This is a genomic window from Cupriavidus taiwanensis (assembly GCF_900250115.1).
Classification (GTDB): Bacteria; Pseudomonadota; Gammaproteobacteria; order Burkholderiales; family Burkholderiaceae; genus Cupriavidus; species Cupriavidus taiwanensis_B.
In genome coordinates, this window is record NZ_LT984804.1 from 1,333,607 (window position 1) to 1,358,907 (window position 25,301).

Consider the following 25,301-nt stretch of genomic DNA (forward strand, 5'->3'; position numbering starts at 1 on the left):
GCGGCGGGGTGCCGCGCTGTGGTCCTGCGGACGCGCCCGCAGGCCGCATCGCCGGGACATTATGTGGCGCGGCCATGGCCGCGTCCACAGCACCGGGTGGCGGTTACAGGCCTTATCAGCATTCTTTCTGCTGGCAATGCGCGCGGTGCATGGAGCCGATGCTGCGGTGCGGAGCCGCAGCGATTCAGTTGCCCGCGGGCGGCGTCGCAGGCGCCAGCAAGCCGGGCAGCGCAGCCCTCAGGCCCTGGCGCAGCGCGTCGTCCAGCACGATGCCAAAGCGCTCGGACAGGGCCTGCACCACGGCGTCGGCATGCGGCAGATGCGTGCGGCGCACGCTGCCGTCCGGGGCGCGCTCGGCCAGTTCGCCGTTGGCCAGCGTCACGCGCGTGCCGCCATCGGTGCGCGCGGCCATCAGCCGCTGCAGGAAGACACTGTCCGGATGCGTCGAGACATACCAGTTGCGCGCCTCGAAATCGACCGGAGCCTGTGGCGTCAGGTCGAAACGGTAGACCGGGATCCACTCTGCATCGCCACGCGCCTGCAGGTCGTAGTTGTGGAACGCACTGGCGCCGGCCGGCACCGGGGACGGCACCAGCCGGTAGGGAAAGCCATCGTCGGCCGGCTCGGACAGTGGCATCGCGCGGAACGGCGTCGGGCCGCCGAAGCCGACATCGACCAGATAGCTGCGATGGGCCACTTCCACGCGCAGCAGCATGTGCGAGGTCATGGTGATCACGTGGTCCGGCACGCCCCAGCGCACGCGCGCGGCCAGCGGCGTCACCACATAGCCTAGCGCGCCGAGCGCGGCGCTGAGCAGCGTATTGAGTTCGAAGCAGTAGCCGCCGCGCCCGCGCGTGACCAGCTTGTCGAACACGGCCTCGAGGTCGATGCGCACCGGGCGGCGCAGCAGCGGGTCGAGGTTCTCGAATGGGACGCTGGCCAGGTGCGCGGCCAGCACCGCGTCCAGCGCTTGCAGCGTGGGCGAGGGCGGCGCGTCGATGCCGAGGCGCGCCAGCCATGCGTCGAGTTGTGCTGCGTCAAGGGTGGTCATGGTGTCGGGGCTCCGGTACGGTGCGCTCAGTCGAGCGCTTCCAGCGCGGGCAGGTCGAGCAGTTCGATGCCGCCGTATTGCAGGCGCAGCAGGCCGCGCGCCTCCAGTTCGCGCAGCGCATGGTTCACGGTCTGGCGCGACAGGCCCAGCATCTGCGCCAGCTGCTCTTGCGCAATGCGCACCCGCTGCGTGGCACTGGCGCGCGGCAGGCTGCCGTAGCCATGCGCGAGCGCCGCCAGCCGCCGCGCGACGCGTGCCGGCGGCGACAGCAGCTGCGCTTCCTCGACATAGTGGAAGGCCTCGCGGGTCTTGGCCGCCAGCAGTTGCCCGAACGCCTGCCACCATGCCGGCTGCTGCGCCAGGCGCTGCGCCAGGGCGGCGCGCGGCACGTGCCACAGCGTCGCGGCGCTGGCGGCACGCGCGTCATGAGTGCGCGGCAGGCCATCGAACAGGCAGATCTCGCCGAACCAGCTGCCGGGCTCGAGCAGGCCCAGCACCGCGGCCTTGCCCGATGCGCCGCTGGCGTGGATCTGCATGGTGCCGCTGGCGACACAATACAGGCCATCGAAGCGGTCACCGCGCGCAAACAGGGTCTCGCCGGCAACCAGCCGGCGCAGGCTGCCGTCCTCCAGCAGCGCCTGCCGCAGCGCCGTCGGCAACTGGCTGAACCACGCGCCCGCACGCACCGCGGCAAGTGGGTCGCTGCATGGCAACATCGGGCTGGACATCGTGTCTCGGGGGTGCGCCTTGGGGTGGTGTGGGGCGAGGAGGGCGTGGCGTGGCGGGCTCGCCAGCCGCATGCCGGTCTCCATGTCGGCGCGCCTGGCGGAATGTCAAAAACCTGACAGACCGTCCGGTGCGCGCCCACTACTATAAATCCACCTCGCGCCCGACGCGCGCGCGCCATAGCGCAGTCCAGGAGACGCCTCCGTGAAAACCCTGATCGAACATCTCGCCAACTACGCCGCCTACCATCGCGACCCGCGCAATGTCTTCACGCATTTCATCGGCATCCCGATGATCGTGCTGGCGGTGACCACGCTGCTGGCGCGGCCGGCACTGGCACTGGGCGACGGCAACGCCGTGCTGACGCCGGCAATGCTGCTGTATATCCTGTCGTGCCTGTTCTACCTGCGCCTGTCGCTGGGCTTCGGCGTGGCGATGGCGCTGATCCTTGCGGTGTTCCTCTATGCCGGCGCGCATATCGCGGCGATGCCGACGAGCTGGTGGCTCGCGCTCGGCGTCGGCCTGTTCGTGGTGGGATGGGTGATCCAGTTCATCGGCCACTATTACGAAGGGCGCAAGCCGGCTTTCGTCGACGACCTGGTCGGGCTGCTGATCGGCCCGCTGTTCCTGGTCGCCGAAACGGCCTTTGCACTGGGCCTGGCGCGCGCTACGCGCGACGCCATGGCTGCCCGCGCGCACTGATCAGGGCTGCCCCGCCGGCAGCCGCAAACGGGCCGCCAGACCGCCCAGCGGGCTCGTTGCCAGCGCCAGGCTGCCGTCGTACAGGGCCGCGATTTCCGTGACGATGGCCAGGCCCAGGCCGCTGCCGGCGGCGGCCTCGTCGAGCCGGCCGAAGCGCGCCGTTGCCAGCGCCTGCGCCTCGGGCGGCAGCCCCGCGCCATCATCCTCGACCAGGATTTCCAGCACGCCAGCGTCCTCCCGCAGCGTGACGCGCACGCGCGTACGCGCCCACTGGCAGGCGTTGTCGAGCAGGTTGCCCAGGAGCTCGACCAGGTCCTGGCGGTCGCCGGCGAAATGCCCGCCACCGTCGACGGTCAGTTCCAGGTCCCGTTCACGATGCAGCCGCGCCAGCGCGCGCGTCAGCTCGCGCACCGCGGGCGCGGCGTCGATGCGCTCGCCGCGGGCGGCGGCCGCGCCGGCGGCACGGGCGCGCGCGAGGTGACGGTCCACCTGGCGCCGCATCGCTTCGACCTGGCCCGAGACGGCCTGCGCCGCGGCGCCGGGCAACGCCGCCGCCTCGTTGGCCAGCACCGCCAGCGGCGTCTTGACCGCATGCGCCAGGTCGGCGGCCTGGCGGCGCGAGCGCTCCAGCGCTTGTGCATTGCGTGCCAGCAGGGCATTGATTTCGTTCACCAGCGGTTCGACCTCGGCGGGCCAGGCGCCGCCCAGGCGCGCCTCGCGCCGCGCCTGCATAGTGCCGAGCGCGCGCCGCAGCCGTGCCAGCGGCGCCAGGCCGAACCGCACCTGCGCCGCCACCGCGAGCATCAGGCCCAGCCCCAGCGCCGTCAGGGACCAGGCCAGCGTGCGGTCGAAGCTGCGGCGCGCGGCGCGCAGTTCGGTGCGGTCGAGCGCCACCGAGATTTCCACCGGCGTATCGGCCGACGCCAGCACCAGTTGCCGGGAAACCACCAGCAGCGACTGGTGGTTCGGGCCCGACCGCACCTCGGCGATTCCATCCGGGGCGTCCGCCGCGTCGCGCGGGCGGCGCAGCACCGTCGCCGGCATCTCCGTATCCCACAGCGAGCGCGAGCGCAGCAGCGCGCCTGGCGCCCGCGCCTGCCAGTAGGCGCCGGAATAGGGCAGTTCGTAGCGGGGATCGGCCGGACTGCGGTTGAGGACCAGCCTGCCGTCGGCGCTCCAGTCCAGCGCCGCGGCCAGGCTGGCGAGCTGGTGCTCGAGCTGGCGCACATAGGCCTGGTTGACGTGGCGCTCGAACAGGGCCGACAGCAGCCAGCCGCCGACCCCCAGCGCCGCGGCGAGCCAGATCGCCGCCACCGCCAGCAGGCGCAGCGCAAGCGAGCGACGCAGGCGCACCGGCATCTAGGCGCGCGCCTGCGACGGAGGGCGCAGCCGATAGCCCTGGCCGCGCACGGTCTCGATGATGTCGACGCCGAGCTTGCGCCGCAGGCGGCCGACAAAGACCTCGATGGTATTGCTGTCGCGGTCGAAGTCCTGCGCGTAGATGTGTTCGGTCAGCGCGGTCTTGCTGACGATCGCGCCGGGGTGGTGCATCAGGTAATCCAGCACGCGGAATTCATGGGCGGTGAGCACCACCGGCGTGCCGTCCACGCTGACCGTGCCGGCGCGCGGATTCATCCGCACCGGGCCGCACCGCAGTTCGGGCGCCGGCATGCCGTGCGCGCGCCGGATCAGCGCCCGGATGCGCGCCAGCAGCTCTTCCATGCGGAAGGGCTTGGCCAGGTAGTCGTCGGCGCCGGCGTCGATGCCCTCGACCTTCTCGGTCCAGCTGTCGCGCGCGGTCAGGATCAGCACCGGCGCGTTGACCTGCGCGGCGCGCCAGCGGCGCAGCACCGAGAGTCCGTCCAGCCGCGGCAGGCCGAGGTCGAGGATGACGGCGTCGTAAGGTTCTTCCGCGCCCAGGTGCCAGGCGTCGAGGCCGTCGGCGGCCGTGTCGACGGCATAGCCGGCGTCGGCCAGGCTGGCACGGACCTGCACGGCCAGGGCGGTTTCGTCTTCGACCAGCAGGATGCGCATGGTTGTCGTTGCCGGGTCAGGGTTTGCGGCGCGCGCCTTCCAGCCCCCGTCCCTTGGCCTTGAGCAGGGCGGCGGTGCGCGCATCGTATTTGAGCTTGGCCACCGAGCCACCGGGCAGCAGCAGCTTGACCTCGTACTGCCAGATGCCGTCGTCGTGATCGAGCTCGACCCCGATGACGTCGCCGGCGTACTGGCGCGAGACGGTCTCGAGGATGCGCGACAACGGCAGGATTTCGCCGGACTGCACCGCGGCGCGCGCGCGATCGGCATCCTTGTCGGCGTGCGCGGCGGGGACCGCCGCCAGTGCCATCAGCGCGGCGGCCACCAGCGCGCACGGGCGCAGAAAGGCCTGGAAACAAGGGTTCATGGCTCGGAGTTTGCATCAAAACAGCTGAATGCGGGCTGAACGGAACACTCAATGCGGGACGCGAACGGTAGCATGCGGACGCTCGCGCAGCGTTGCGCGCCGTGGGCCGCGCATGCCAAAACGGGGGGACGTGGACCGCTTTCGCGCTTGCACTGAGGCAAAGCCGCGACAAAACCCGGGGTTTTCACCGGGTTTTACGCGTCGCATGCATGAAAACCCCTTGACTTACGGCACTTTCCGCTATGATTCAGTGGGCGTCGACCAGGCGACTGCGCAACACTCAGTAGCAATGCATAACACCTGCCGGCATCCATCTGTTCAACTTACGAATATCGATATGGCGACCAAAGCGAAACCGACCGCGAAGACTGCAACCAAGCCCGCCGCCAAGAAGGCTGCGGCAACCAAGGCACCCGTGAAGGCTGCCGCCAAGAAGGCCACGCCGGCCAAGAAGGCTGCTCCCGCCGCTGCGCCCGTTGCGCGCCCGCTGAAGGACACCTTCAACAAGTCGAGCCTGGTCGCTCACCTGGTAGCCCAGACGGAACTGGAAGCCAAAACCGTGAAGACGGTGCTGGCCCACCTGGAAAACACCATCGTCGGCGCGCTGAACAAGAAGGGCGCTGGCGAGTTCACGCTGCCCGGCCTGCTGAAGGTCACGGCGCAGCAAGTGCCGGCCAAGAAGAAGCGCTTCGGCAAGGACCCGTTCACCGGTGAAGAGCGTTGGTTCCCGGCCAAGCCGGCCAGCGTCAAGGTCAAGGTCCGTCCGCTGAAGAAGCTGAAGGACGCCGCAGCCTGATCTGCGCCAGTTGTCCAGAAAAAAGGAGCCGCTTGCCGGCTCCTTTTTTTTCTGGCCGCCGGCATCAATCCGGCAGCATTTAATCCAGGTCAAGTCGGTGGCCATGTCGCCCACCTAGAATCGACTACGTCATGGGTGCGGGGGCGCTCCCCATGACAGAGCTTCCGGAGTCTTCCTGAAGCTTCCGCCCGCGGCCGCAATGGCCGCGGGTTTTTTATTGGGCGGCCGCCCGACGGCGTGGCGCATCAGGCCACCAATTGCTTGGCGTAGGTGGCGCGCGCCATCTCGCAGACTTCCACCGACACCTGCACGTTCTGTCCGGTGCCGCCGCCGGAGCGCACGGCTTCGGCAATCACATCGCAGACCGCCTGCGCCAGTGCCTGGCGCACGGCGGTATCGCGCCCGTCCAGGATCGACAGGCGCGCATGGACAAAGGCGCGCTCGACGGCGTCGATGCCCTGGCGGTAGGTCGACAGCGTGATGCAGCGCGACTTGATGTCCGCCTCCTGGAACTGGCCGGAAGCCAGCAGCGCGGCATTGGCCTCGTCCAGCAGTTCTTCCTGCGAACAGTTCAGGCGGGTGTTTTCAGTCAGTTCGATGACAAGGTGAGGCATGGCGGGTCCTGGCACAAGGCTCCGGCACGGGGCCGGCGACAGCGAGCATGATACGGGATCGCCGCGCCGCTCAGGCCAGGCCGAGCGAAGTCGCCTGATGCAAAACGGGGCGCCCGTGGGCGCCCCGTTGGGGAACGGCGGGGCAGCGGCGGCTCAGGCGTGGACCGCCGTCACTTCGCGTGCGGGTGCCAGCGCGCTGCCAAAGCGGGCGGGGTTGTCCCGTGCCAGCTGCTGCAGTTGCGCCAGCTTGGCCTTGAGGCCCGCATCCAGCTTGGGCGCCGGCATGACCGTCGACGGGCAGGCCACGCCCAGGATATCCAGGGCCCGCTGGAAATTCGCCAGGGTCAGGCCCAGCGCCGGGTCGACCGTGACCAGGTGCTCTCGCAGCGCCTCGGGCATCGATTCGGCCGCGGCGCAGGAAAGGATCACGTAATGGACGGGGCGCGCGCCCTGGGCGAAGAAGGCTTCGATCTCGGCGCCATGGCCGCCGGCGGTCGGCGGGGTCATGGCTTCGACCTGCAGGTCCAGCTGTTGCAGGATGGCGGCCGGGGTGCCCCGCCGCCAGGCGTCGGATACCACCACACGGGCGCCAGCCACGCCGAACAGCCTGCGCACGAAGCCAAGCGCGACCGGGTCGAAGTACCTGACGTCGCGCGGCGTGCCCGAATCCGGAATGCCGCCCAGGCGGGCGCGGGAGCGGTCGGAGTACAGGACGCCGGGTACGTCCAGCATGATGAGTCGTTCAGCCATGGTTTCCTGTGCGGGTGCCAGTTCAGTTGGTGTGAAGCAAGGTTACTCGCCGCAACCGGGCTGTCACGTTACCAGGGCGGGTTCAGTTGCAACATATCTGTAACTTCGTCGCGGAAGACGTAAATGCCGGTTACGTCGTCATGACAAATGTTTCGACCCGACACATCTTTGCCGCGACTGCCCGGTCACGGCTGCTGGAAGCGGAAACGTGCAACGTCGCCGGCGAGCGCCGCGGCTTGCTGGTCGAGCCGTGCCGCCTGGCCGGCCAGTTCGTCGACCAGCGTCGCATTCTGCCGGGCCGTCTGGCGCAGTTGCGCGGCCGCCTGTCTGGCGGCCTGCACGCTGTCCGCCTGCTCGTCAGCGAGCGTGCGCAACCCCTCGGCCAGCGCATGGCTGTGGCCCACGGTGGCGGCAATGCGCTCCATCGCCGCCACCACGCTGCCGCTCAGGCTGGCGCCTTGCTGGATCTCATGCGTGGCGTTGCCGACGATGCCGCCGATTTCGCGCGCCGCCTCGGCGCTGCGCTGTGCCAGCGCGCGCACTTCCTGCGCCACCACGGCAAAGCCGCGGCCCGCCGGGCCAGCCCGCGCGGCCTCCACGGCGGCGTTCAGCGCCAGGATATTGGTCTGGAACGCGATGCTTTCGATCACGCCGACAATCTCGGCGATATGGCGCGAATGGCCGTGCAGGGCATCCATGGCGCCGCGCATGCGCTGCACCACGGCGGCGCCGTCATCGGTGGCGACGCGGGCCGCGCTGGCCATCGCGCTCGATTCGGTGGCCTGCATATGCGCAGCGGCCACGTGCGCCGCCAGCGCCTGCATGCTGTCAGTGGTCGCGTCGAGCGCGCTGCCCTGCTGCTGGGTACGTGCCGACAGGGCCTGGTTGTCCGCCGCGATCTGCTGGCTGGCGGCGGTGATCTCGTTGGCGCTGGCCTGGATGCGCGCCAGCACGCCGGCCAGCTGATCGCGCATGCCGGCCACATGGTGCAGCATGCTGCTGTGGTCCGAGGGGCGCAACGCGATCGGGGCGGTCAGGTCGCCAGCGGCAATGCGGCGGGCGATGTCGGCGGCATCGCGCGGCTCGCCGCCCAGTTCGGCGCGCAGGCTGCGCGCGGCGATCCACGCCAGCGCGGCGGCAGCGAGCAGGCTGGCGCCGAGCAGCGCCGCCATCCAGGCCTGCGCGCGCAGCTGGCTGGCGGCCACGCTGGCGACGGTGGCGGCGGCCTGCCGTTCCTGCTGGCGGCGCACGGCCTCGACCTGGCGGCTTAGCCGCTGCAACTGCTCGGTGACGAAATGGCCGTCGACCGAGACCGCGCTGTCGAACTGCAGCGGATCCAGCGGCTGCTTGCGCAGCAACGCCACGTAGGCCTGGGCCAGCTCGCTGGCGCGCTGGCGTTCGCGCAGCAGTGGCTCCGCCTGGGCCGGGGCGGCCCGCCGCACGCCGGCCAGGGCCGCATCGAGTTGCGACAGCGCCGCCGCGATCTCGTCTGCGGCGCCGTCGCGCTCGGTGCTGCTGGTGGCCATGGTCAGCGCCAGCTGGGCGCGCCCGAGCGCGGCCAGCGCGGATTGCGCCCGCTCCGCCGAGATGGCGCCGTGCATATCGTGCTGGTACAGGGTATCGGTGCGCGCCTTGATCGAGACCAGGTTGGCGATACCGGTCAGGCCGACTGCGGCGCCGAACAGGTAGACCAGGGCAAAGGCGGCGCACAGGCGCGCTACCAGCGGCAGGCGGCCCAGCCGCGCCAGCCAGCGCGCGGGGGCGGCTCCCCGACGCTGGCCGGGCAGGGATGTCTTGAAAACTTGCAACACGGAGATGACTCCAGACGGGCGCACCGGCCTGACCAGCCTGCGCAGCCCGGGCTTGACCCGATTTGCCGCTGGCGCCGTCCTCTGTATGGGACGGTCGCTGCGGCGCACCGGATCGTCGTCGATCAACATGACGTCAACGTGACACCCGCGCCATATGGACTGCAATCGTGCCGTCATGTGGATGTCATGAAATGTGGGCCGCGCCTCGCCCCGCTCGCTTCCGCACCAATCCCCCGCCTGCTCCCTATGAATGGCCTGACTGTCGCCACGCCCCGGCACGACCACGCGCCCGACGCTGCCAGCGTTGCCCCGGGCGGGACCGTGCCTGCGCCGACGCGTCTGCCGCCGCTGCACGCTGTATTCCAACCGATCGTACAGGCCGACAGCGGCGCCATCCTAGGCTACGAAGCGCTGATCCGCGGGCCCGTGGGCTCGCCGTGGGCGGCACCGGAGGCGCTGTTCCGGCTGGCGCAAGGCGTTCCCGCCACCATCGCGCTGGAGGTGGAAGCGGCGCGCACCGCGCTGGTCGCGTGGCGCGGCTTCCGGCGCCCAGGGCTATTACGTGGGACGGCCGGTGACGCAGCCGGCGGCGCAGGCCGCGCTGCATGTACAGCAGTCGCTGGCATCGCGCTGCATTGCCGTGTTTCCGCAGATAGTGCACTCGGGCTGGTCCGGCATCACTGCGGGACGGCTGCTGCGGCCGGCGCCGACGGTGTCGCCCGCGGCCAGCAACGATGCGGTGCTGCGCACCTTCCAGGAGCAGCCCGAGCTGCAGGCGGTGGCGGTCGTCAACGACGAAGGACGGCCGCTGGCCATCATCGGCCGCCAGGCCTTTATCGACCGCTACGCCGCGCCGTTCCACCGCGAGCTCTATGGCAAGAAGGCCTGCATCGCCATGGCCAGCCGCGATCCGGCCTGCTTCGACCAGCGTGCCAGCCTCGAGGACATGGCGCAGATCCTGTCGGGCGAGAACACGCGCTCGCTCGCGGACGGCTTCGTGATCACCGACCAGGGCCGCTATATCGGGCTGGGGACCGGTGCCGACCTGATCCGGGCGATCACCGAAGTGCGCATGGAAGCAGCGCGCTACGCCAACCCGCTTACCTTCCTGCCGGGCAATATCCCGCTGAACCAGCATATCGAACGGCTGATCGAGGCCGCCAGCGAGTTCCATGCCTGCTATGTCGACCTGAACCACTTCAAGCCTTTCAACGACAAGTACGGCTACTGGAAGGGCGACGAGATGCTGAAGGGCGCTGCCGCGATCCTGGCCGAGGCGTGCGACCCGGCCCGGGATTTTCTGGGCCACGTGGGCGGCTATGATTTCCAGGTGCTGTACCAGAGCGCCGACTGGGCCGCGCGCATGCGGGCCGCGATCCTGCGCTTCAATGATGCCGCGCGCGCGATGTATGCGCCGCCCGACCGCGCCGCCGGCGGCATGCATGGCGAAGACCGGCACGGACGGCCGGTGTTCTTTCCGCCGGTATCGATGGCGGTGGGCGTAGTGTGTGTCAGCGGCGAGGGCGTGGCCGGCCTGCAGCGCCTGGGCAGCCAGCAGATCGGTGCCGCGGCGGCCGCGGCCAAGCGCGAGGCCAAGCGCTGCGCCGACGGCATGGCGGTGCTCGATTTCCTGTCCCTGGCGCAGACGCTGCGGCGTAGCGCGGCTCAGTTGCCCGAGGGACCGGGCACGGCGGTCCGCGCCGCCGGCTTCGGCAACCGGGGCGCGATGCTCTCTTCCAGCACGTCAAGCCGGTAGCCGTGCGCGTAGACCACCTTGATGACGATGCCGTTGGCCACGCCGATGCGCAGGGTCTTGCGCAGCCGCGAAATCAAACCGGCCAGCGCCCGCGACAGCGGTGGCAACTCATGCCGCCAGATCGCCTGCTGGATGCGATCGGCGGCCAGCACACGGCCGACGTTCGAGAACAGCATCATTGCCAGGTCGAATTCCTTCGGCGTCATGGCGATGCGCTCGCCGTGCAGCGTGGCGAAGCGGCCCATGCTGTTGAGCTGGTAGGGGCCGGCCTGCACCACCAGGCCCTGGCGCACGCGCTCGCCGGTCACGCGCCGGCGCAATGCCGTGATGCGCGCCAGCAGCACGCGCGCATTGAGCGGACGGCAAACGTAGTCGTCGGCGCCCGCGTCGAGCGCATCGACCAGCTTGTCTTCGCTGTTGTCGGCGGCCAGCAGGATGATCGGCACATCGCGCGAGCGCGCGCTGCGCACGGCGAGCACCACCTCGAGCGCCGGCAGGTCGGGCAGGGCATCGTCGATCAGCAGCATGTCGTACCGCTCCTGGCTGATGTGGTGGATCAGCTCGCGGCCGCTCCCGAACACGCGGCAACGGAAGCCGGCGCCCTCCAGCAGTTCGGCCACGGTACGGAGTTGGGGCGAAAAGCCCATGAGCAGCGCAATATTCATCGAAGGCGGACCACAGGGCAGGATACGAACCGTAAGGCGAGAGCCGGCAATGCACGCCGGGCCGCTGTCGGACAGCCCTGGCCACGGCACCTCGATCGCACCGCATTGCCTAGCCAGAAAGCGTATTAAAAGTGCGGTCTGAAAAACAATCAGACATTGCTGAAATATCTGTCGATTTTCGTGGTTCCTCGTGGTCGAGGCGGACTGGAGCGCGAAGCGCCGGCAGCTTCCGGGGCTACGGAAAGTTGTCCACAGTTCCTGTGGACAAGCAGGGCGACGCGGCCCTGACAGCGGCCTGGCACCGTCATGCCATCGGTGTGCCAAAAAAGGAGGCAGCGCCGGCAGGCGCGGGCAACCGGTGCCTACATCCGGACCGTGCTGTGCCAAAATAGCGCGCATCGCGACCCGGTCAGCGGACACAAGCCCACCGATGCTGCAGAGCCCGAGTGTCATTGCCATCATCGTGCTGGCCTTTCACGTCGTAGGCGTGGTGGCCGCGCTGCATGCCGTCATGACGGTGCGCACCGCGCCGGGGGCGATCGCCTGGGCCGGCTCGCTGCTGATGATGCCGTACTTCACCCTGGTGCCTTACCTGATCTTCGGGCGCAGCACCTTCGCCGGCTATGTCGACGCGCGCCGCTTCAACGATGACCGGCTGCGCGAAATCCGCCACGGCATGACCCCGGCCGAGCGCGAGGCCCGCAGCGCCTGCGTGGTCCACGCGCCGGCGCAGGCCTGCATGCGCGCGCTGCCGCGCCTGACCGGCATGCCGTGCCTGGCCAACAACGATGTGCGCCTGCTCATCGATGGCGAACAGACCTTCGAGGCGATCTTCGCGGCGATGGCGCGCGCCAGCCAGGTGTTGATCGTGCAGTTCTTCATCGTCCACGACGATGCGCTGGGCCGGCGCCTGCAGGCGCTCATGTGCGAGCGCGCACAGGCTGGCGTCAAGGTGTATTTCCTGTTCGACCGCATCGGCTGCCATGCCATGTCGCGCCGCTACGTGCGCACGCTGCTCGATGCGGGGGTCGAGGCGAAGGCGTTCTCCACGCATCGCGGATTCGTCAACCGCTTCCAGCTCAATTTCCGCAACCACCGCAAGCTGGTGGTCGTCGACGGCTGCGAAGCGTTTATCGGCGGCCACAATGTCGGTGTCGAATACCTGGGCCAGCGTCCGCCGCTGGCACCCTGGCGCGACACCCATATCGCGCTGCGCGGCAGCGCCGTGCTGGACTTGCAGATGGCCTTTGCCGAAGACTGGTACTGGGCCGCGCGCGAGGTGCCGCATCTGCTGATGCCGCCGCCGGAGGCGGGCGGGCGCATGACCTGCCAGGTGGTGCCGTCGGGGCCGGCGGATGCGCAGGAAACCTGCTCGCTGTTCTTTGTCGAGGCCATCCAGTCGGCGCGCCACCGGCTGTGGATCACCTCGCCGTATTTCGTCCCGGACGAGGCCGTGTTCGCGGTGCTGCGGCTGGCGGTGCTGCGTGGCGTGGATGTGCGCATCCTGATCCCGGCTCGGCCAGACCACCTGGTGGTCTATGCCGCCTCGACGCTGTACGCCCACAAGGCCATTGCCGCGGGCATCAAGATCTACCGCTACCAGCCCGGCTTCCTGCACCAGAAGGTGATCCTGATCGACGACGAGGCCGCCGCCATCGGCACCGCGAACCTGGACAACCGCTCCTTCCGGCTCAATTTCGAGTTGATGGTGATGACGGCCGACGCGGGCTTTGCGGCGCAGGTGGCGGCAATGCTCGAAGCCGATTTCGCGCACGCCCGCCGCGTCGGCGTGGACGAGTTCCTGGCCGCGCCGGCACCGCTGCGCGTGGCGATGCACGTCGCCACGCTGTTCGCGCCGATCCTCTGAGCCGCGGCCTGCCAGCGCCGTTCACATCGTGGATGCAGCGAGCCTGTGACAGTTTGATTGTGTACACTGTTCACTATAAGACTCTGCACATCATGAACTGTCATTTGTTTTCCGGGAGGCCCGCATGAACCGGGCAGCCTCCGCACCGCCCGCACGGGCGACCTACCGCCATGGCGACCTGCGCCGTGCGCTGCTCGACGCCGGCATCGACCTGGCGCGCGAGGGCGGCCCCGACGCCATCGTGCTGCGCGAAGCGACGCGGCGCGCCGGCGTGGTGCCGAATGCCGCGTACCGCCATTTCGCCAGCCGGCAAGACTTGCTGCAGGCGGTGCGCGCCTCGGCCCTGTCCGCGCTGGCGATCGCCATGGAGGCCGAAATCGGCGGGCTGCGCCCGGGCCGTGGCGCCGCCGCGCATGCCCGCGCCTGCCTGCGCGCGGTCGGCACGGGCTATCTCCGCTTTGCCCTCACCGAAACCGGCCTGTTCCGCACCGCGTTCTCGGTCCCGGACGAGGTGGAGGACGACGCCGACCCGGCCAAGGCGGGCAACAGCGGCCTGAACCCGTTTCAGTTGCTGGGCGCGGCGCTGGACCAGTTGGTGGAGGCGGGGGTGCTGCCGGCCGAGCGCCGGCCGGGCGCCGAATACCTGGCGTGGTCCGCCGTGCACGGCCTGGCGATCCTGCTGATCGACGGCCCCTTGCGCAGCCGTGCCAGCGAGCAGGCGGAGATCCTCGGCCAGCGCGTGCTCGACATGGTCGAACAGGGCTTGTAGCTCGGGCCAGTTACCGCGCCATAAAAAAATGCCACGATGGCGGGGACCATCGTGGCAACGTAAGGAGCCAGGAAGGGGGGCAACCTGGCTCTGTCGGACACCCAGGGTCGGGTGCAAGGACAATGTATTCCGTTGATTCTCATGTGAATATCGGACACTTCTTAAATATGCCTTTAATTTGTCCCGATATAGGCACCCGCACGCCCATGGCCTGGCCCGCCGCGTCAGGCCGGGGCGGCTCGCCGGAATGCAAAGCCCGCCGCGCGGTCTAACTTCCGTGCCAGCCAGGTCTGGCGGCTGAACGCTGACGGTGGGGAGGGGCATCATGCAATACGGACTCGGAGTGATCCTCGTCGCGACCGCGCTGGCGGGGTGCGTGGCGTACCCGTATGCCGGCGATCCGTATCCGGCATATCCCGCATACACGGTGTCGACGCCGTACTACCAGACCTACCCGGCCTATCCCGCCTATCCGGCATACGGCTATCCGTACTACCGTCCGTGGCCCGCCTATGGCAGCTTCGCCTTCATCTATGGCGGGGGCGGTGGTCATCACTGGCATGGTCACGGCCACGGCGGTCATGGCGGCTGGCATGGCGGCGGGCACGGCGGCGGGCATGGCGGGGGCAGAGGAGGTGGCGGGAGAGGCCATTGAGCGACAGGCGTCCGCATGGCAAGGCCGTGCCGATGGGGTTACCATCGATTCACGGTCGCCAACGGAGCCTTATCGCCATGAGCAAGCCCGCACCGAAGCACCAGCCTCAGCCCAAGCCCGCGCAGCAGCCCTCCCGCGACGAACGGATCGAGCGCGAACTGGATGAGGCACTGCAGGAAACCTTCCCCGCCAGCGACCCGATCGCGGTCGACACCGACGTGCCACGCCGGCCCGGGAAGTCGAAGCCGGGGACGTAGAGCGCGGGGACGTAAAGCGCGGGGAAGTCTTGCGTCCGGATGCGCGGCTGCCCTAGGGCAACTGGCGCAGCTGCCCGATCACGGACATCAGCCGCCCATGCGCGACGATGACGCCGGACTCGTCCTGCAGCGCTTCCTGGTAGCGCTTGCGGAACGCGGGGTCGGCGCCGTCGCTGAAGAGTTTTTCGGCGGCGCGCCCGACGGCACGGCAGGTGTCGTCGTGGTGTTCCTTGGCCTCCAGCTCTTCGTCGATCTCGATGATCAGGCGCGACAGCGGGTCGAGCCAGCGGAAGTACTTGTCTTCAGTCACCAGCTGGACAAACAGGCCGGCCGGAATCGGACCGTTCAGTCGTTCATACTGGGCCCGGTCGTGGCCGATGACTTCCTTGTGAACCTGCAGCAGGGCCGCGCGCAGCGCCTTCAGACCTGAGCGGCGCGTTTCCTGCGTGGCGAGGAATTGTTCGTTGGGCATGCCCATCTCCGCGTTTCCACTGGATCGGGTCCGGGCAGCGGTGCGTCGTCGCGCGCCTGTACCGCCAGCGCTCGCGCGGCGGTGACTGTCTGCCGGATGTTCCGTGCGCGGCGTCCGGCCGGTGCCGGCACTGTCCCGCGCGCCTGCCAGTATAGGCAGGCCCCGCAGGGCGAGCCAGAGGCGCCGGCTAGCGAAATACCCGTATTTGCGCCGGCTGCGGCGCATGGTTGGCGGACATGGCGAGTCGCTCAGGGGCTATCGGGGGCATCCGGTGCCAGCAGGTCGGCCGCGCGCGAGCGCCGCGCATCCGCAGCGCGGAAATAACGCACCACCGTCGATACGCTGGCATGGCCCGTCATGGCCATGGTTTCAGCCAGTGGCACTTGCTGCGCCGCCGCTTCCGTGACAAAGCCCGAGCGCAGCGAATGCGCGGAATAATCGCCGTCCAGCCCCGCCAGCGCGCAACGCGCCTTGACGATGCGGCTGACCGCCGCATCCGACAAGCCTTCTCCCACATGTCCACCGCGCCGGATGCGGCGAAACAGCGCGCCGTGTTCGATCCCCGCGGCGGCCAGCCATGCCTCGAGCGCCTGCCCGGCGGCGCCGGTGACAGGCTTGGCGGTATCGGCGTGCTCGCCGCCTGACTGGTTGGTCTTCGACCAGCCCAGCACATAGACAAAGTCCCCGGGCCCCATGCGTGTGAGGTTGTCCATGGTGGCGCGCGCGACCTCCGAGCGCCGCCGCCCGCCGCTGGCCCACGCGAACAGCAGCAGCGCGCGGTCGCGCAGCCCGGCGAGCGAGTCATCGCAGGTACCGAGCAGGCGCAGCAGCGGCGCGCGCGTCAGGGCGGCCTTGCGTGCCTGGCGGTGGCCACGGCGCGCGTAGGCGCGGCGGGTGCTGGCCATCAGCTCGCGCACGCCGGCATCGGCGCACGGGTTGGGCAGGCCTTGCAACAAGTGCGCCTTGGCGATGACCGCGAGTCGGTGGGTCAGCGTGGACAGCGCGGGCGGGCCGGGTCGTGCCTTGCATCCGTCAGCGACCAGCGCCTGGTCGATCGCCGCGGGCATTTCGCAGACAGGCCCCTGCGGCGTCTGGCGCGTTGCGTGGTCGACGATGAACTGGATAACGACGGCGGGCGCAAGCGGAAGCCGCACCGGCTGCCGGTAGCGCAGGGCATGCCAGGCAGACCAGTAGCGCAATGCGGACCGGTAGCTGGCCACGGTGTTTCGGGATTCGCCTTCCCGGCGCAACGCGTTGGCCGCCTGCTCGGCGAGAGGATCCAGTTGGGACGTGCGGAGCGGGGCCGGTAAGTCGACATCAGCGGGAATCGGTGGGAAGTAGGCCTCGTGGGCGTCTCGAATTCTGATCATATTAAATATGATGTATATTGTAATATATCATACGATGATAGAGGATAACAATCGATAAGCCTCCATTATCGAACCTTATTTGTGATTTTTAAGTAGCCGCCCGATTTCACTCATGGAAACGCTCCGCAGCCGAGGCATCACCCGCGACGACGTCTGGCAGGCCGCCGACAGCCTGCTCAAGGCTGGCCAGCGGCCCACCATCGAACGCATCCGCCTGCATCTGGGGCGAGGCTCGCCGAACACGGTCAGCCCGCACCTGGATGCCTGGTTTGCTGCGCTGGGAGGGCGGATCCAGGATCGGCAGGGCTTCGCGCCGGCGCCGGGCTGCCCCGAACCGGTCATCGAGGCCGCACGCTACTTGTGGGAGGCAGCGCTGCAAAGCGCCACGACTTCGGCCGAAGCCGCATTGGCGCAGCGGCAAGCCGCGCTGGCGGAGGCCGGCACGGCGCTGCAGCAGGAGCGCGAGGCGCTGGCACAGGAACGCCAGCTCATGCAGGCGCGGCTCGAGGGCGCGGAGGCTGCCATGGCGGAACTGGCCCGGGCGCGCGACGAGGCGGCCGAGCGCGCCGTGCGGGCCGAATCCGCTGCGGCCAGATGGCAGCAGCAAGCCGAAGCGCTGCGCGCCGAGCATGCCTCGGCGCTGGCCGGGCGCCAGGCCATGCAGAGCGATTTCGATGCCCGGCGGGCGGCATGGGACCAGGAGCGCGAAACGCTGATGCAGCGCACCGCCGCCAATGAGCGGCGCATGGCGCTGGAACTGGATGCGGCGCGCGTGGCCGCCAGGGAAGCGCAGAAGCTGGTCGAGGCCGAACGCAAGGCGGCGGTCGAACGCCTGGCGCGGGCTGCGGAAGCAGCGTCGCGCCAGGGCAGCGAAATGAGCCGGCTTGGCCAGGCCATCGCGGTGCTGGAAGAGCGGGTGCGCCAGCGGGAAAGCCTGCTCGCGGAGTACCGGGAGCAGGCCAGCGCGGCACCCGCTGAATCCCCCACCGCCGGAGCGCCGCCCCGGCGCAGCCGGCCGGCCCGCGTTGCGCTATCGGTCGGCAAAGGGCGACGGCGTGGCCGCGGACTGTAGCCGACCGGTGCTTCCCGCCGTTGCCGGCGCTGGGCGGGCAACGTCCGCCGAGTTGATGGATACCATCGCGGGCCAGCGCATCGTCTCTGACCTGGTGGCCAGGATGCTGAGCGGGGCCTACGCTTGAGGCCGGCCTGGCGCATCGCGACCGACACGCCACTCTACACCGCGGACGACGCCAGCGGCGCCGGTGCCGGGGCCACCGGCGGAAGCTGGAACCGGCAGGGAACGCTCCTGATCTATGCCGCGTCCAGCACGCGCTGGCTTGCCTGGAAACGCTGGTCCACCCGGGTTCGGCCGGGCTGCCGCTGAACCGCTACCTGGTCCGGATCGACATCCCTGATGACCTGTGGGCCGCGGCAAGGCACTTGACCGCCGCGAGCGCGCCGGTCGGCCGGGACGCCATTCCCGCCGGCAAGACCAGCCCCGACACCGGCGAGGCGTGGGTCCGGGCGAGCACCAGCGCCTTGCTGCTGGTGCCCGCCATCGTGATCCCGGAAGAGCATAACGTGCTGATCAACCCCTTGCATGCGCAGGCCCGGCGGCTGGCCGATACCATTGTTCGCCGCTGGCAGTACGACGCACGCCTGGCCTGAGGCAGGTTCAGGCCGCGCCGCCCGCGCGCAGCAGGTGTTTCTGGATCTTGCCGCTGGTGGTCTTGGGCAGCGCTGCCAGGAAATGGTAGCGGCGCGGGCGCTTGTAGGCCGCCAGCCGATCGCCTTGCAGCAGGAAGGCATCGAGCTGTGCCGCGCTCAGCGCGGCCTCGCCGCGCGCCACCACATAGGCGCCGACCACCTGGCCCCAGGTGGCATCGGGCTCGCCCAGCACCGCGACTTCGAGCACGCCGGGATGTTCGATCAGGGCGTCTTCCACCTCGCGCGGATAGACGTTCTCGGCGCCGGAATTGATCATGTAGTCGATGCGGTCGCGGATCCACAGGTAGCCGTCGTCGTCCACGCTGCCGAGGTCGCCGGTGTGGTACCAGCCGTGCGCCAGCGCGCGCGCGTTGGCGTCCGGGCGGTTCAGGTAGCCCTGCATCATGCACGGGCCGCGCACCAGCACTTCGCCGACTTCGCCGGGCGCGCAAGGCTGCGACGGATCGGTCGGTGCGCCGTCCTCGCGCAGCCTTGCGACCACCAGTTCGTGGCCAAGCGCGGGCAGGCCGGCAGAGCCGGCGCGGCTCAGTTGCTCATGCGGGTAGAGCACCGACATGCACGGTCCCATTTCCGTGGTGCCGTACACCTGCACCAGCCCGGCGCCGACCTTGCGGTCCCATTCGCGGATCAGGTGCGGCGCCATCGATGCGCCGCCATACTCCACCAGCCGCAGCGAGGACAGGTTGCGGCTTCCGGCGTCCGGATGGTCGAGCAGCATGCCGATCATGGTCGGCGCGGCGAAGAAGTGCGTGACGCCCTCGGCTTGCACCAGTTGCCAGGCCTCGCCTGCGTCGAAGCGGCGCTGCAGCACCTGGGTGGCACCGACCTGCAGGCGCGGCAGGAAGCTGGTGTGCAGCTCGGCAGTGTGGTTCAGCGGCGCGATCGACAGGCCAACATCCTCGCGCGACAGCATCATGGCCTGGTGCATCATTGCGTTGTGCTGCAGCTTGCTGCGATGGCTGTGCATGACGCCCTTGGGCCGGCCGGTGGTGCCGCTGGTGTACATCAGGATGCAGGGGTCGTTCTCATCGACCTGCACCGCCGGCGGCGTGTCGGGCTGGCCTGCCGCCAGCGTATCGAGCCGGTGCGTAGCGAAGGCGGGTTTGGCGTCTGTGTCGGCGTCGGTGTCGGTGGCGGCCTCGGTGCCGGCATATATCCGCAGTGCGGTGCCAGGCGCCAGCTCGGCGGCCTTTTCCACCACGGCCGCGCCTTCCCGTTCGAACAGCACCGCCCTGGCGCCGCCGTCGTCGAGGATGTAGGCCAGCTCCTGCGCGGCCAGGCGGTAGTTGACCGGGTTGAATACCGCGCCGAGGCGGGCCGTGGCCAGCAGCGTAAAGACGAAAGCCGGCGTGTTGTAGAGGAAGGCCGCCACCACGTCGCCCTTGCCGATGCCGAGCGACTGCAAGGCATGCGCGTGGCGATTGACCTCGGCATCCAGCTGCGCATAGGTCCAGGCGCGCCGTGCGGCGCCGATGCCGCTGACCAGCGCGGTCTTGTGCGGCAGGTTGCGCGCGGGCCAGGCAAGGGTGTCGCCAAGGGTGATGCCGCGGGTCAAGGTCGGGCTCCGGTCATGTCCGCTGCCGGGCAGGCAGGCGTTGTTGTCTTGTCAGCCGGACAATATAGAGCGGCGTGCGGGGCACATGGAAATAACGATTTGCTCTTTCTTTATGCCAGTCGAGCGGTAACGCCGCTTCCCGGCCAGGCCGCTACTGTATATTTGTACAGTTTCCGCCGTGCCCTTTGTCTGTGTCCGCCGTCACCTCGCCCCCTCCAGTTACGCCCGCACCGTCCGCCGCGCCGGCGCAGCCCGCGTACGTCGTCGCCGTCCGTGCGCTGTGCGAGTTCACCGCCAAGGCGGGCGACCTGGACCTGCGCTTCGTGCCGACGCCGTCGGCGCAGGAAGGGGTCGCGGGCCATGGCGTCGTCACCGGCCGGCGCGGCGCGGGCTATCAGGCGGAGCTGGCGCTGTCCGCGGATTTCGGTCCACTCCGAGTCCGGGGCCGTGCCGACGGCTACGATCCCGCCGCCAACCGGCTGGAGGAAATCAAGACGGTTCGCGGCGACGCCGCCGTGCCGGACAACCACCGCCACCTGCATTGGGCCCAGGCAAAAATCTATGGCTGCCTGCTTTGCCGCAAGCTGGGCCTGCCCGGGCTGGAGATCGCGGTGGTCTATTTCGACATCGTCAGCCAGCGCGAGCACCCGGTCGTGGCGCATTTCGACGCGCCGGCGCTCGAGGCGTTTTTTGTCGAGTCGTGCGAGCGCTTCCTGCACTGGGCCCAGGCCGAACTAGCGCACCGGCAGGCGCGCGATGCCGCGCTGGCGCAGCTGGCGTTTCCGCACCAGGGTTTCCGCCCGGGCCAGCGCGAACTGGCCCAGGCGGTGTACAACGCCAACCGCGCCGGTCGCCACCTGCTGGCGCAGGCGCCAACCGGCATCGGCAAGTCGGTCGGGACGCTGTTCCCGGTGCTCAAGGCCATGCCGGGGCAGGGACTCGACAAGGTGTTCTTCCTGTCGGCGCGTTCCACCGGGCGCGGGGTGGCGCTGCACGCCGCCGCAGCACTGCGCGGCCATGGCGCGCAGCCGCTGCGCGTGCTCGAACTGACCGCGCGCGACAAGGCCTGCGAACATCCTGAACTGGCCTGCCATGGCGAATCGTGTCCGCTGGCGCGCGGCTTCTATGACCGCCTGCCGGCCGCGCGCGAAGCGGCCCGCGCCATGCCGGTGCGCGACCGGAGCGCGGTGCGGGAGCTGGCGCGCGAGCATGCGATCTGCCCTTACTACCTGGCACAGGAGCTGGTGCGGTGGAGCGACGTGGTGGTGGCCGACTACAACTACTACTTCGACCGCAGCGCGATGCTGTATGCGCTGACCGTCGCCAATGGCTGGCGCGCGAGCGTGCTGGTGGACGAGGCCCATAATCTGGTCGAGCGCGGCCGCGCGATGTACACGGCCGAGCTGGATCCGCAAGCGCTGCGCGACCTGCGCCGCGGCGCGCCGGCGCCGCTGGCCCGGCCGCTGGCCCGGCTCGCGCGCCAGTGGAATGTTCTTGCGCGCCAGGGCGATGAAGCCTACCAGGTCCTGCCGGAGGTGCCCGCGGTCTTTCGCCGTGCGCTGGACGAATGCTGTGAGGCGGCGCTGGCTTACCTGACAGAGCATCCGGGCGCGCATGATCCGGCGCTGCAACGATTTTACTTCGACGCGCTGCATTTCGGCCGCCTGGCCGAACAGCTCGATGCGCATTCCCTGTTCGATATCCAGCGCGCGCCGCGCCGCCGTGGCCACCATGCGCGGCTTTGCCTGCGCAATGTCATCCCGGCCCCGTTCCTGCGCCCGCGGCTTGCCGCCGCGCATTCGGTCACGCTGTTTTCCGCGACCCTCGATCCCGCGGGCTTTTACCTGGACACGCTGGGCCTGCCGGCCGATTGCGCACGCGTGCAAGTGCCAGCGCCGTTCCGGGCCGACCAGCTGTCGGTGCGCATTGCCGCGCGCATCTCCACCCGCTATGCGCGGCGCGCGCAGTCGCTGCCGGCGATCGTGGCGCTGATGGCGCAGCAGTTCCGCGCGCGCCGGGGCAACTACCTGGCCTTCTTCAGCAGCCACGAATACCTGCAGCAGGCGGTCGCGCGCTTTGCCGCGGCGCACCCGGAGATCCCGCACTGGGTCCAGGCGCGGGGCATGGACGAAGCCGCGCAGGCGGCGTTCCTGCAGGCCTTTGCGGAAGGCGGCGAGGGCATCGGTTTTGCGGTGCTCGGCGGCGCCTTTGCCGAGGGCGTCGACCTGCCGGGCGAGCGCCTGATCGGCGCCTTCGTCGCCACGCTTGGGCTGCCGCAGTTCAATCCCGTCAACGAGCAGTTTCGCGCGCGCATGGAGCAGGCGTTCGGCCAGGGCTACGCCTATGCCTACCTGTATCCCGGGCTGCGCAAGGTGGTGCAGGCGGCCGGCCGGGTGATTCGCACGCAGCAGGACCAGGGCGTGCTGTATCTGATCGATGATCGCTTTGCCGCGCCGGAGGTGCGGGAGCTGCTGCCGTCGTGGTGGGAAATCGGGTGGGAGAGCAGGTGCGAAATCGCGCCGGCGGCGTAGAAATTACACGGTGGCGCCGCGGATGCGGCATGCTGCTGCCGTAAGCCCGCCTCACGTCGGCCTCGCGCCGGCCTGGAACGAATCTGGCTGGCAGACCATCACGCGCCAACCGAAAGGAAACACCATGCCGATGACCCAACACTATGCCGCCACCGAGCCGAGCCGCACCGAAGTGGACACGCTGTCCGGCGCCACCGTGCTGGAGTTCGGCGCGCCGTGGTGCGGCTATTGCCAGCGCACCCAGCCGGCGCTGGCGGAGGCCTTTGCCGTGCATCCCGATCTGCGCCACCTGAAGATCGAAGACGGCAGCGGACGCCCGCTGGGCCGGTCGTTCCGCATCAAGCTGTGGCCGACGCTGGTATTCCTGCGCGACGGCCAGGAAGTGGCCAGGCTGGTGCGTCCGACCGAGGCCGAGCCGATCCGCGAAGCGATGCGCCGCATCGCCTGACCAGCCACGGGCTGGCGCCGGCTTATTTGGCGAACACCTGGCTCAGGTCGCCAAAGGCCTTGAACTCCAGCGCGTTGCCCGACGGGTCCAGGAAGAACATGGTGGCCTGCTCGCCAACCTGGTCCTTGAAGCGCACGTGCGGCTCGATCACGAACTGCGTGCCGGCCGCGCGCAGGCGGACGGCCAGCGCCTCCCATTGGTCCATCGGCAGGATCGCGCCGAAATGGCGCACCGGCACATCGTCGCCATCGACGGCGCTGGTAGCACGATGGCCGCATTCCTCGGGCGACAGGTGCGCCACCACCTGGTGGCCATAGAAATTGAAATCCACCCACGCGTCGGAACTGCGGCCTTCCGGGCAGCCCAGCAGGCCACCATAGAAATTGCGCGCCTCGGCCAGGTCGCGCACGGGAAACGCCAGGTGGAACAAGGGGATGGGGGGAGTCGTGCTCATGGGGCTGTCTTGTGGAGGGAGAGGTTCCGGGCGGGCCGGGGAGCGGCCAGCGGATTGATTGTAGTCAGCACAAGCCGTAATATGAAGCGAATCATTTTTGCCCTGAGCATCAAAAAATTCGATAGATGATCCGCTACTTCCAGACCTTCCTGACGGCTGCCGAAAGCGGATCGTTTTCCGCCGCGGCGGCGCGGCTGGCGCTGACCCAGTCGGCCGTCAGCACGCAGATCCGGCGCCTCGAGGAAGACCTTGACTGCCGCCTGTTCGAGCGCACCGGCAAGTCGGTCGCGCTCAGCGAAGCCGGGCAGCGGCTGCTGCCGGAGGCACGGCGCCTGGTCGAGCTCTACGCCGCGATGAAGGACCGCGCCGGCCCGCACGCCGACGCCGCGCCGGTCGAACTGGGCGCGGTGTCCACGGTGCAGGCCACCTTGCTGGCGGAGGCGATGCGGCATTTCCGCCAGCGCTTTCCGGACTCCCACGTCAACGTGGTGCCCGGCATGTCGACCCAGTTGCTGACGCAGGTCGATGCGCGCGAACTCGACGTGGCCGTGCTGATCCGGCCGCGCCTGGGTTTGCCGCCCGACCTGAAGTGGGTGCCGCTGGTGCGGGAGCGCTTCGTCGGCATCGCGCCGGCGGGCTCGCCGCAGGAGCTGCGCGCGCTGCTCGAGGCGCTGCCGTTTATTCGCTACAACCGCCACAGCACCGGCGGCCAGCTGGTGGACCGCTACCTGAAGCGGCAGCGGCTCTGGGTCAGGGAGGGGATGGAACTGGACGAGCCCGCGGTGATCCTGCAGATGGTGGCGGCGGGCCTGGGCTGCGCGATCATTCCGGCCGAGCTGGTGCCGCTGCGCGAGGCGGCCGGCGTGATCCAGGTGCCGCTGCCGGGCGGGCCGCTGCATCGCGAGGTGGGCGTGCTGGTGCGTGAAGCGGCGCTGCGCCGCGCTCCGGTCGCGGCGCTGATCGATGCCTTCGTCGCGGCGAGCGCGCGCTGGCAGCGAGGCGAGGCTTAGGGAAGGCTTAGTGCAGGCTCAGACGCTGCCTGGCAACACCATCGTCACCAGCACCGAAGCATCTGACACCGCCGTCACGTCGTAGCGCACGCAAGGTCCCAGGTACAGCAGGTCGCCCTGGTGCAGCTGGCGTTCGGAGCCGTCGACCCGGACACGGACCTCGCCTTCGAGGCATTGCACGGTCATCGGTCCGTCCACCGCATGAGGCGGCACATGCTTGCCGGCTTTCAGCACCAGCCGCATCACTTCGAGGGGACCTTCCTTGAACAGGGCCTGGGTGGCGGTCTGGTCCAGCCGCGCGCCCAGGGGCAGCACGCTGGCGATCTGTCCGGAAGCAAGATGGGGAAGGGACATGCGCGGCTCCTCGCGTCTGGTGGGGTGGCTTGTCAGGCGCGCCGGCGCCGGGCGACGGCACGCCTTCTCAATCTAGCACCGGAGGGCGCGCATCAGTAGCACGCAGCGTGGTGTCGCCGCCAGATCAGGCCGCGGCGCCAGCGCGTGCGCCGCCATGGGCCGGCGCCGCGGAAACACCGCTGCGGTCCAGTCCTGCAACATCCAGGCCGGCGGCGCGGTTGGCACCATCGGTGAACGGGTCACGCTGGCCATTGGCGCGCGCGCCATCGGTGAAGGGGTCGCGCTGGCCGTCGACGCGCGCGCCGTCGGTGAAGGGGTCGCGCTTGCCGTTGTGCAGGGCGTAGCCGTGGCGGTCAGCGGCAACGCCGCGATCGTTCAGGCCTTGCGCCATGGCGGGGGTGGCGGCGTTGATTGCTGCGAGGCAGAGGGACGTGGCAAGAAGGGCTTTGAGAGCGTTTTTGTGCATGTCTGCTGTTTTTCAGATTGGAGAACGATAGGCCCGTACGGGGCCGCGCAAGCCTGGCGGGTTTGCCGCCTGCGCCGTCCGGATTCGCCTTTG

General features: G+C 69.4%; 25 protein-coding genes and 2 pseudogenes. 12 read left to right on the top strand and 15 right to left on the bottom strand.

The genetic code is table 11. From position 1 onward, the window contains the following. Positions 1 to 184: 184 nt before the first annotated feature. Both CBM2586_RS22835 and CBM2586_RS22840 read right to left on the bottom strand, forming a co-directional pair. Positions 185 to 1,051, bottom strand: coding sequence for an arylamine N-acetyltransferase family protein (locus CBM2586_RS22835; protein ID WP_115689959.1), 867 nt, complete (start codon positions 1,049 to 1,051; stop codon positions 185 to 187). 26 nt (positions 1,052 to 1,077) lie between these two features. Next, positions 1,078 to 1,767, bottom strand: a complete 690-nt coding sequence (locus CBM2586_RS22840; RefSeq protein WP_115664554.1) for a Crp/Fnr family transcriptional regulator — start codon at positions 1,765 to 1,767, stop codon at positions 1,078 to 1,080. 214 nt (positions 1,768 to 1,981) lie between these two features. On the opposite strand from CBM2586_RS22840, the gene CBM2586_RS22845 reads away from it, so the two are divergent. After that, on the top strand, positions 1,982 to 2,479 hold the full coding sequence (locus CBM2586_RS22845; RefSeq protein WP_115664553.1) for a DUF962 domain-containing protein: 498 nt from the start codon (positions 1,982 to 1,984) through the stop codon (positions 2,477 to 2,479). Here CBM2586_RS22845 and CBM2586_RS22850 read toward each other — a convergent pair whose 3' ends face one another. From CBM2586_RS22850 to CBM2586_RS22860, 3 genes are read right to left on the bottom strand one after another with little or no spacing between them, the layout of a single operon-like run. Next, positions 2,480 to 3,838, bottom strand: coding sequence for a sensor histidine kinase (locus CBM2586_RS22850; protein ID WP_115689961.1), 1,359 nt, complete (start codon positions 3,836 to 3,838; stop codon positions 2,480 to 2,482). It abuts the gene before it with no gap. Further along, positions 3,839 to 4,513, bottom strand: a complete 675-nt coding sequence (locus CBM2586_RS22855; protein WP_115689963.1) for a response regulator transcription factor — start codon at positions 4,511 to 4,513, stop codon at positions 3,839 to 3,841. A 16-nt stretch (positions 4,514 to 4,529) separates the two neighbouring features. Next, the gene (locus tag CBM2586_RS22860; RefSeq protein ID WP_115664550.1) at positions 4,530 to 4,880 is read right to left on the bottom strand and encodes a PepSY domain-containing protein; all 351 of its coding nucleotides are present in this window, start codon (positions 4,878 to 4,880) and stop codon (positions 4,530 to 4,532) included. Between the two features lie 337 nt (positions 4,881 to 5,217). Between CBM2586_RS22860 and CBM2586_RS22865 the strand changes: the two genes are divergently transcribed. Beyond that, positions 5,218 to 5,676, top strand: coding sequence for an HU family DNA-binding protein (locus CBM2586_RS22865; protein ID WP_026163989.1), 459 nt, complete (start codon positions 5,218 to 5,220; stop codon positions 5,674 to 5,676). Between the two features lie 245 nt (positions 5,677 to 5,921). On the opposite strand, the gene CBM2586_RS22870 is transcribed toward CBM2586_RS22865, so the two are convergent. From CBM2586_RS22870 to CBM2586_RS22880, 3 genes are all read right to left on the bottom strand, one after another. Continuing rightward, complete coding sequence (locus tag CBM2586_RS22870) at positions 5,922 to 6,290, bottom strand: 5-carboxymethyl-2-hydroxymuconate Delta-isomerase (protein ID WP_026163988.1); 369 nt, start codon at positions 6,288 to 6,290, stop codon at positions 5,922 to 5,924. A gap of 153 nt (positions 6,291 to 6,443) precedes the next feature. Beyond that, on the bottom strand, positions 6,444 to 7,040 hold the full coding sequence (locus CBM2586_RS22875; protein WP_115664548.1) for an HAD domain-containing protein: 597 nt from the start codon (positions 7,038 to 7,040) through the stop codon (positions 6,444 to 6,446). Between the two features lie 185 nt (positions 7,041 to 7,225). Then, a complete protein-coding gene (locus CBM2586_RS22880; RefSeq protein WP_115689965.1) occupies positions 7,226 to 8,851 on the bottom strand; it encodes a methyl-accepting chemotaxis protein in 1,626 nt (541 codons plus the stop codon). A gap of 246 nt (positions 8,852 to 9,097) precedes the next feature. Between CBM2586_RS22880 and CBM2586_RS22885 the strand changes: the two are divergent. Next, positions 9,098 to 10,508: pseudogene (locus CBM2586_RS22885) on the top strand (diguanylate cyclase); the annotation flags it as partial. An 8-nt stretch (positions 10,509 to 10,516) separates the two neighbouring features. Here CBM2586_RS22885 and CBM2586_RS22890 read toward each other — a convergent pair. Next, positions 10,517 to 11,272, bottom strand: coding sequence for a response regulator transcription factor (locus CBM2586_RS22890; RefSeq protein WP_115664544.1), 756 nt, complete (start codon positions 11,270 to 11,272; stop codon positions 10,517 to 10,519). Between the two features lie 430 nt (positions 11,273 to 11,702). On the opposite strand from CBM2586_RS22890, the gene cls reads away from it, so the two are divergent. The 4 genes from cls to CBM2586_RS22910 all read left to right on the top strand — a co-directional run bounded on the left by cls (position 11,703) and on the right by CBM2586_RS22910 (position 14,820). Further along, on the top strand, positions 11,703 to 13,139 hold the full coding sequence (gene cls, locus CBM2586_RS22895) for a cardiolipin synthase (RefSeq protein ID WP_115664541.1): 1,437 nt from the start codon (positions 11,703 to 11,705) through the stop codon (positions 13,137 to 13,139). 124 nt (positions 13,140 to 13,263) lie between these two features. Next, a complete protein-coding gene (locus CBM2586_RS22900; RefSeq protein ID WP_115664539.1) occupies positions 13,264 to 13,908 on the top strand; it encodes a TetR/AcrR family transcriptional regulator in 645 nt (214 codons plus the stop codon). 325 nt (positions 13,909 to 14,233) lie between these two features. After that, positions 14,234 to 14,563 (top strand): hypothetical protein, encoded by a 330-nt coding sequence (locus tag CBM2586_RS22905; RefSeq protein ID WP_115689967.1) that lies wholly within the window; start codon positions 14,234 to 14,236, stop codon positions 14,561 to 14,563. 77 nt (positions 14,564 to 14,640) lie between these two features. Continuing rightward, positions 14,641 to 14,820, top strand: a complete 180-nt coding sequence (locus tag CBM2586_RS22910; RefSeq protein ID WP_115664533.1) for a hypothetical protein — start codon at positions 14,641 to 14,643, stop codon at positions 14,818 to 14,820. A gap of 52 nt (positions 14,821 to 14,872) precedes the next feature. On the opposite strand, the gene CBM2586_RS22915 is transcribed toward CBM2586_RS22910, so the two are convergent. Continuing rightward, positions 14,873 to 15,298 carry a hypothetical protein gene (locus CBM2586_RS22915; protein WP_115689969.1) on the bottom strand — a complete coding sequence of 142 codons (426 nt, stop codon included), beginning with the start codon at positions 15,296 to 15,298 and terminating at the stop codon, positions 14,873 to 14,875. Between the two features lie 242 nt (positions 15,299 to 15,540). After that, complete coding sequence (locus tag CBM2586_RS22920) at positions 15,541 to 16,662, bottom strand: site-specific integrase (protein WP_115689971.1); 1,122 nt, start codon at positions 16,660 to 16,662, stop codon at positions 15,541 to 15,543. Positions 16,663 to 16,774: 112 nt separating this feature from the next. On the opposite strand from CBM2586_RS22920, the gene CBM2586_RS22925 reads away from it, so the two are divergent. Together CBM2586_RS22925 and CBM2586_RS22935 are read left to right on the top strand one after the other, a co-directional pair. Beyond that, positions 16,775 to 17,734: a DNA-binding protein gene (locus CBM2586_RS22925; RefSeq protein ID WP_115689973.1), complete on the top strand. Its 960-nt coding sequence runs from the start codon at positions 16,775 to 16,777 to the stop codon at positions 17,732 to 17,734. A gap of 123 nt (positions 17,735 to 17,857) precedes the next feature. Further along, positions 17,858 to 18,330, top strand: a pseudogene (locus CBM2586_RS22935) (RES family NAD+ phosphorylase). Positions 18,331 to 18,337: 7 nt separating this feature from the next. Here CBM2586_RS22935 and CBM2586_RS22940 read toward each other — a convergent pair. Then, a complete protein-coding gene (locus tag CBM2586_RS22940) occupies positions 18,338 to 19,945 on the bottom strand; it encodes a fatty acid--CoA ligase (protein WP_115664524.1) in 1,608 nt (535 codons plus the stop codon). 185 nt (positions 19,946 to 20,130) lie between these two features. Here CBM2586_RS22940 and CBM2586_RS22945 point away from each other — a divergent pair, with 185 nt between their 5' ends. Further along, positions 20,131 to 22,476 carry an ATP-dependent DNA helicase gene (locus tag CBM2586_RS22945; RefSeq protein WP_115664521.1) on the top strand — a complete coding sequence of 782 codons (2,346 nt, stop codon included), beginning with the start codon at positions 20,131 to 20,133 and terminating at the stop codon, positions 22,474 to 22,476. A 124-nt stretch (positions 22,477 to 22,600) separates the two neighbouring features. Continuing rightward, the gene (locus tag CBM2586_RS22950; protein WP_115689975.1) at positions 22,601 to 22,924 is read left to right on the top strand and encodes a thioredoxin family protein; all 324 of its coding nucleotides are present in this window, start codon (positions 22,601 to 22,603) and stop codon (positions 22,922 to 22,924) included. A 22-nt stretch (positions 22,925 to 22,946) separates the two neighbouring features. Here CBM2586_RS22950 and CBM2586_RS22955 read toward each other — a convergent pair whose 3' ends face one another. Next, positions 22,947 to 23,378 (bottom strand): VOC family protein, encoded by a 432-nt coding sequence (locus tag CBM2586_RS22955; protein ID WP_115689977.1) that lies wholly within the window; start codon positions 23,376 to 23,378, stop codon positions 22,947 to 22,949. 125 nt (positions 23,379 to 23,503) lie between these two features. On the opposite strand from CBM2586_RS22955, the gene CBM2586_RS22960 reads away from it, so the two are divergent. Next, positions 23,504 to 24,388 carry a LysR family transcriptional regulator gene (locus tag CBM2586_RS22960; protein ID WP_115664513.1) on the top strand — a complete coding sequence of 295 codons (885 nt, stop codon included), beginning with the start codon at positions 23,504 to 23,506 and terminating at the stop codon, positions 24,386 to 24,388. Between the two features lie 18 nt (positions 24,389 to 24,406). Here the strand turns inward: CBM2586_RS22960 and CBM2586_RS22965 are convergent, their stop codons facing one another. Together CBM2586_RS22965 and CBM2586_RS22970 are read right to left on the bottom strand one after the other, a co-directional pair. After that, complete coding sequence (locus CBM2586_RS22965) at positions 24,407 to 24,742, bottom strand: cupin domain-containing protein (RefSeq protein WP_115664510.1); 336 nt, start codon at positions 24,740 to 24,742, stop codon at positions 24,407 to 24,409. Between the two features lie 124 nt (positions 24,743 to 24,866). Then, entirely contained in the window at positions 24,867 to 25,208 is a 342-nt protein-coding gene (locus CBM2586_RS22970; RefSeq protein ID WP_115664508.1) for a hypothetical protein, read from the bottom strand. Positions 25,209 to 25,301: the final 93 nt, after the last annotated feature.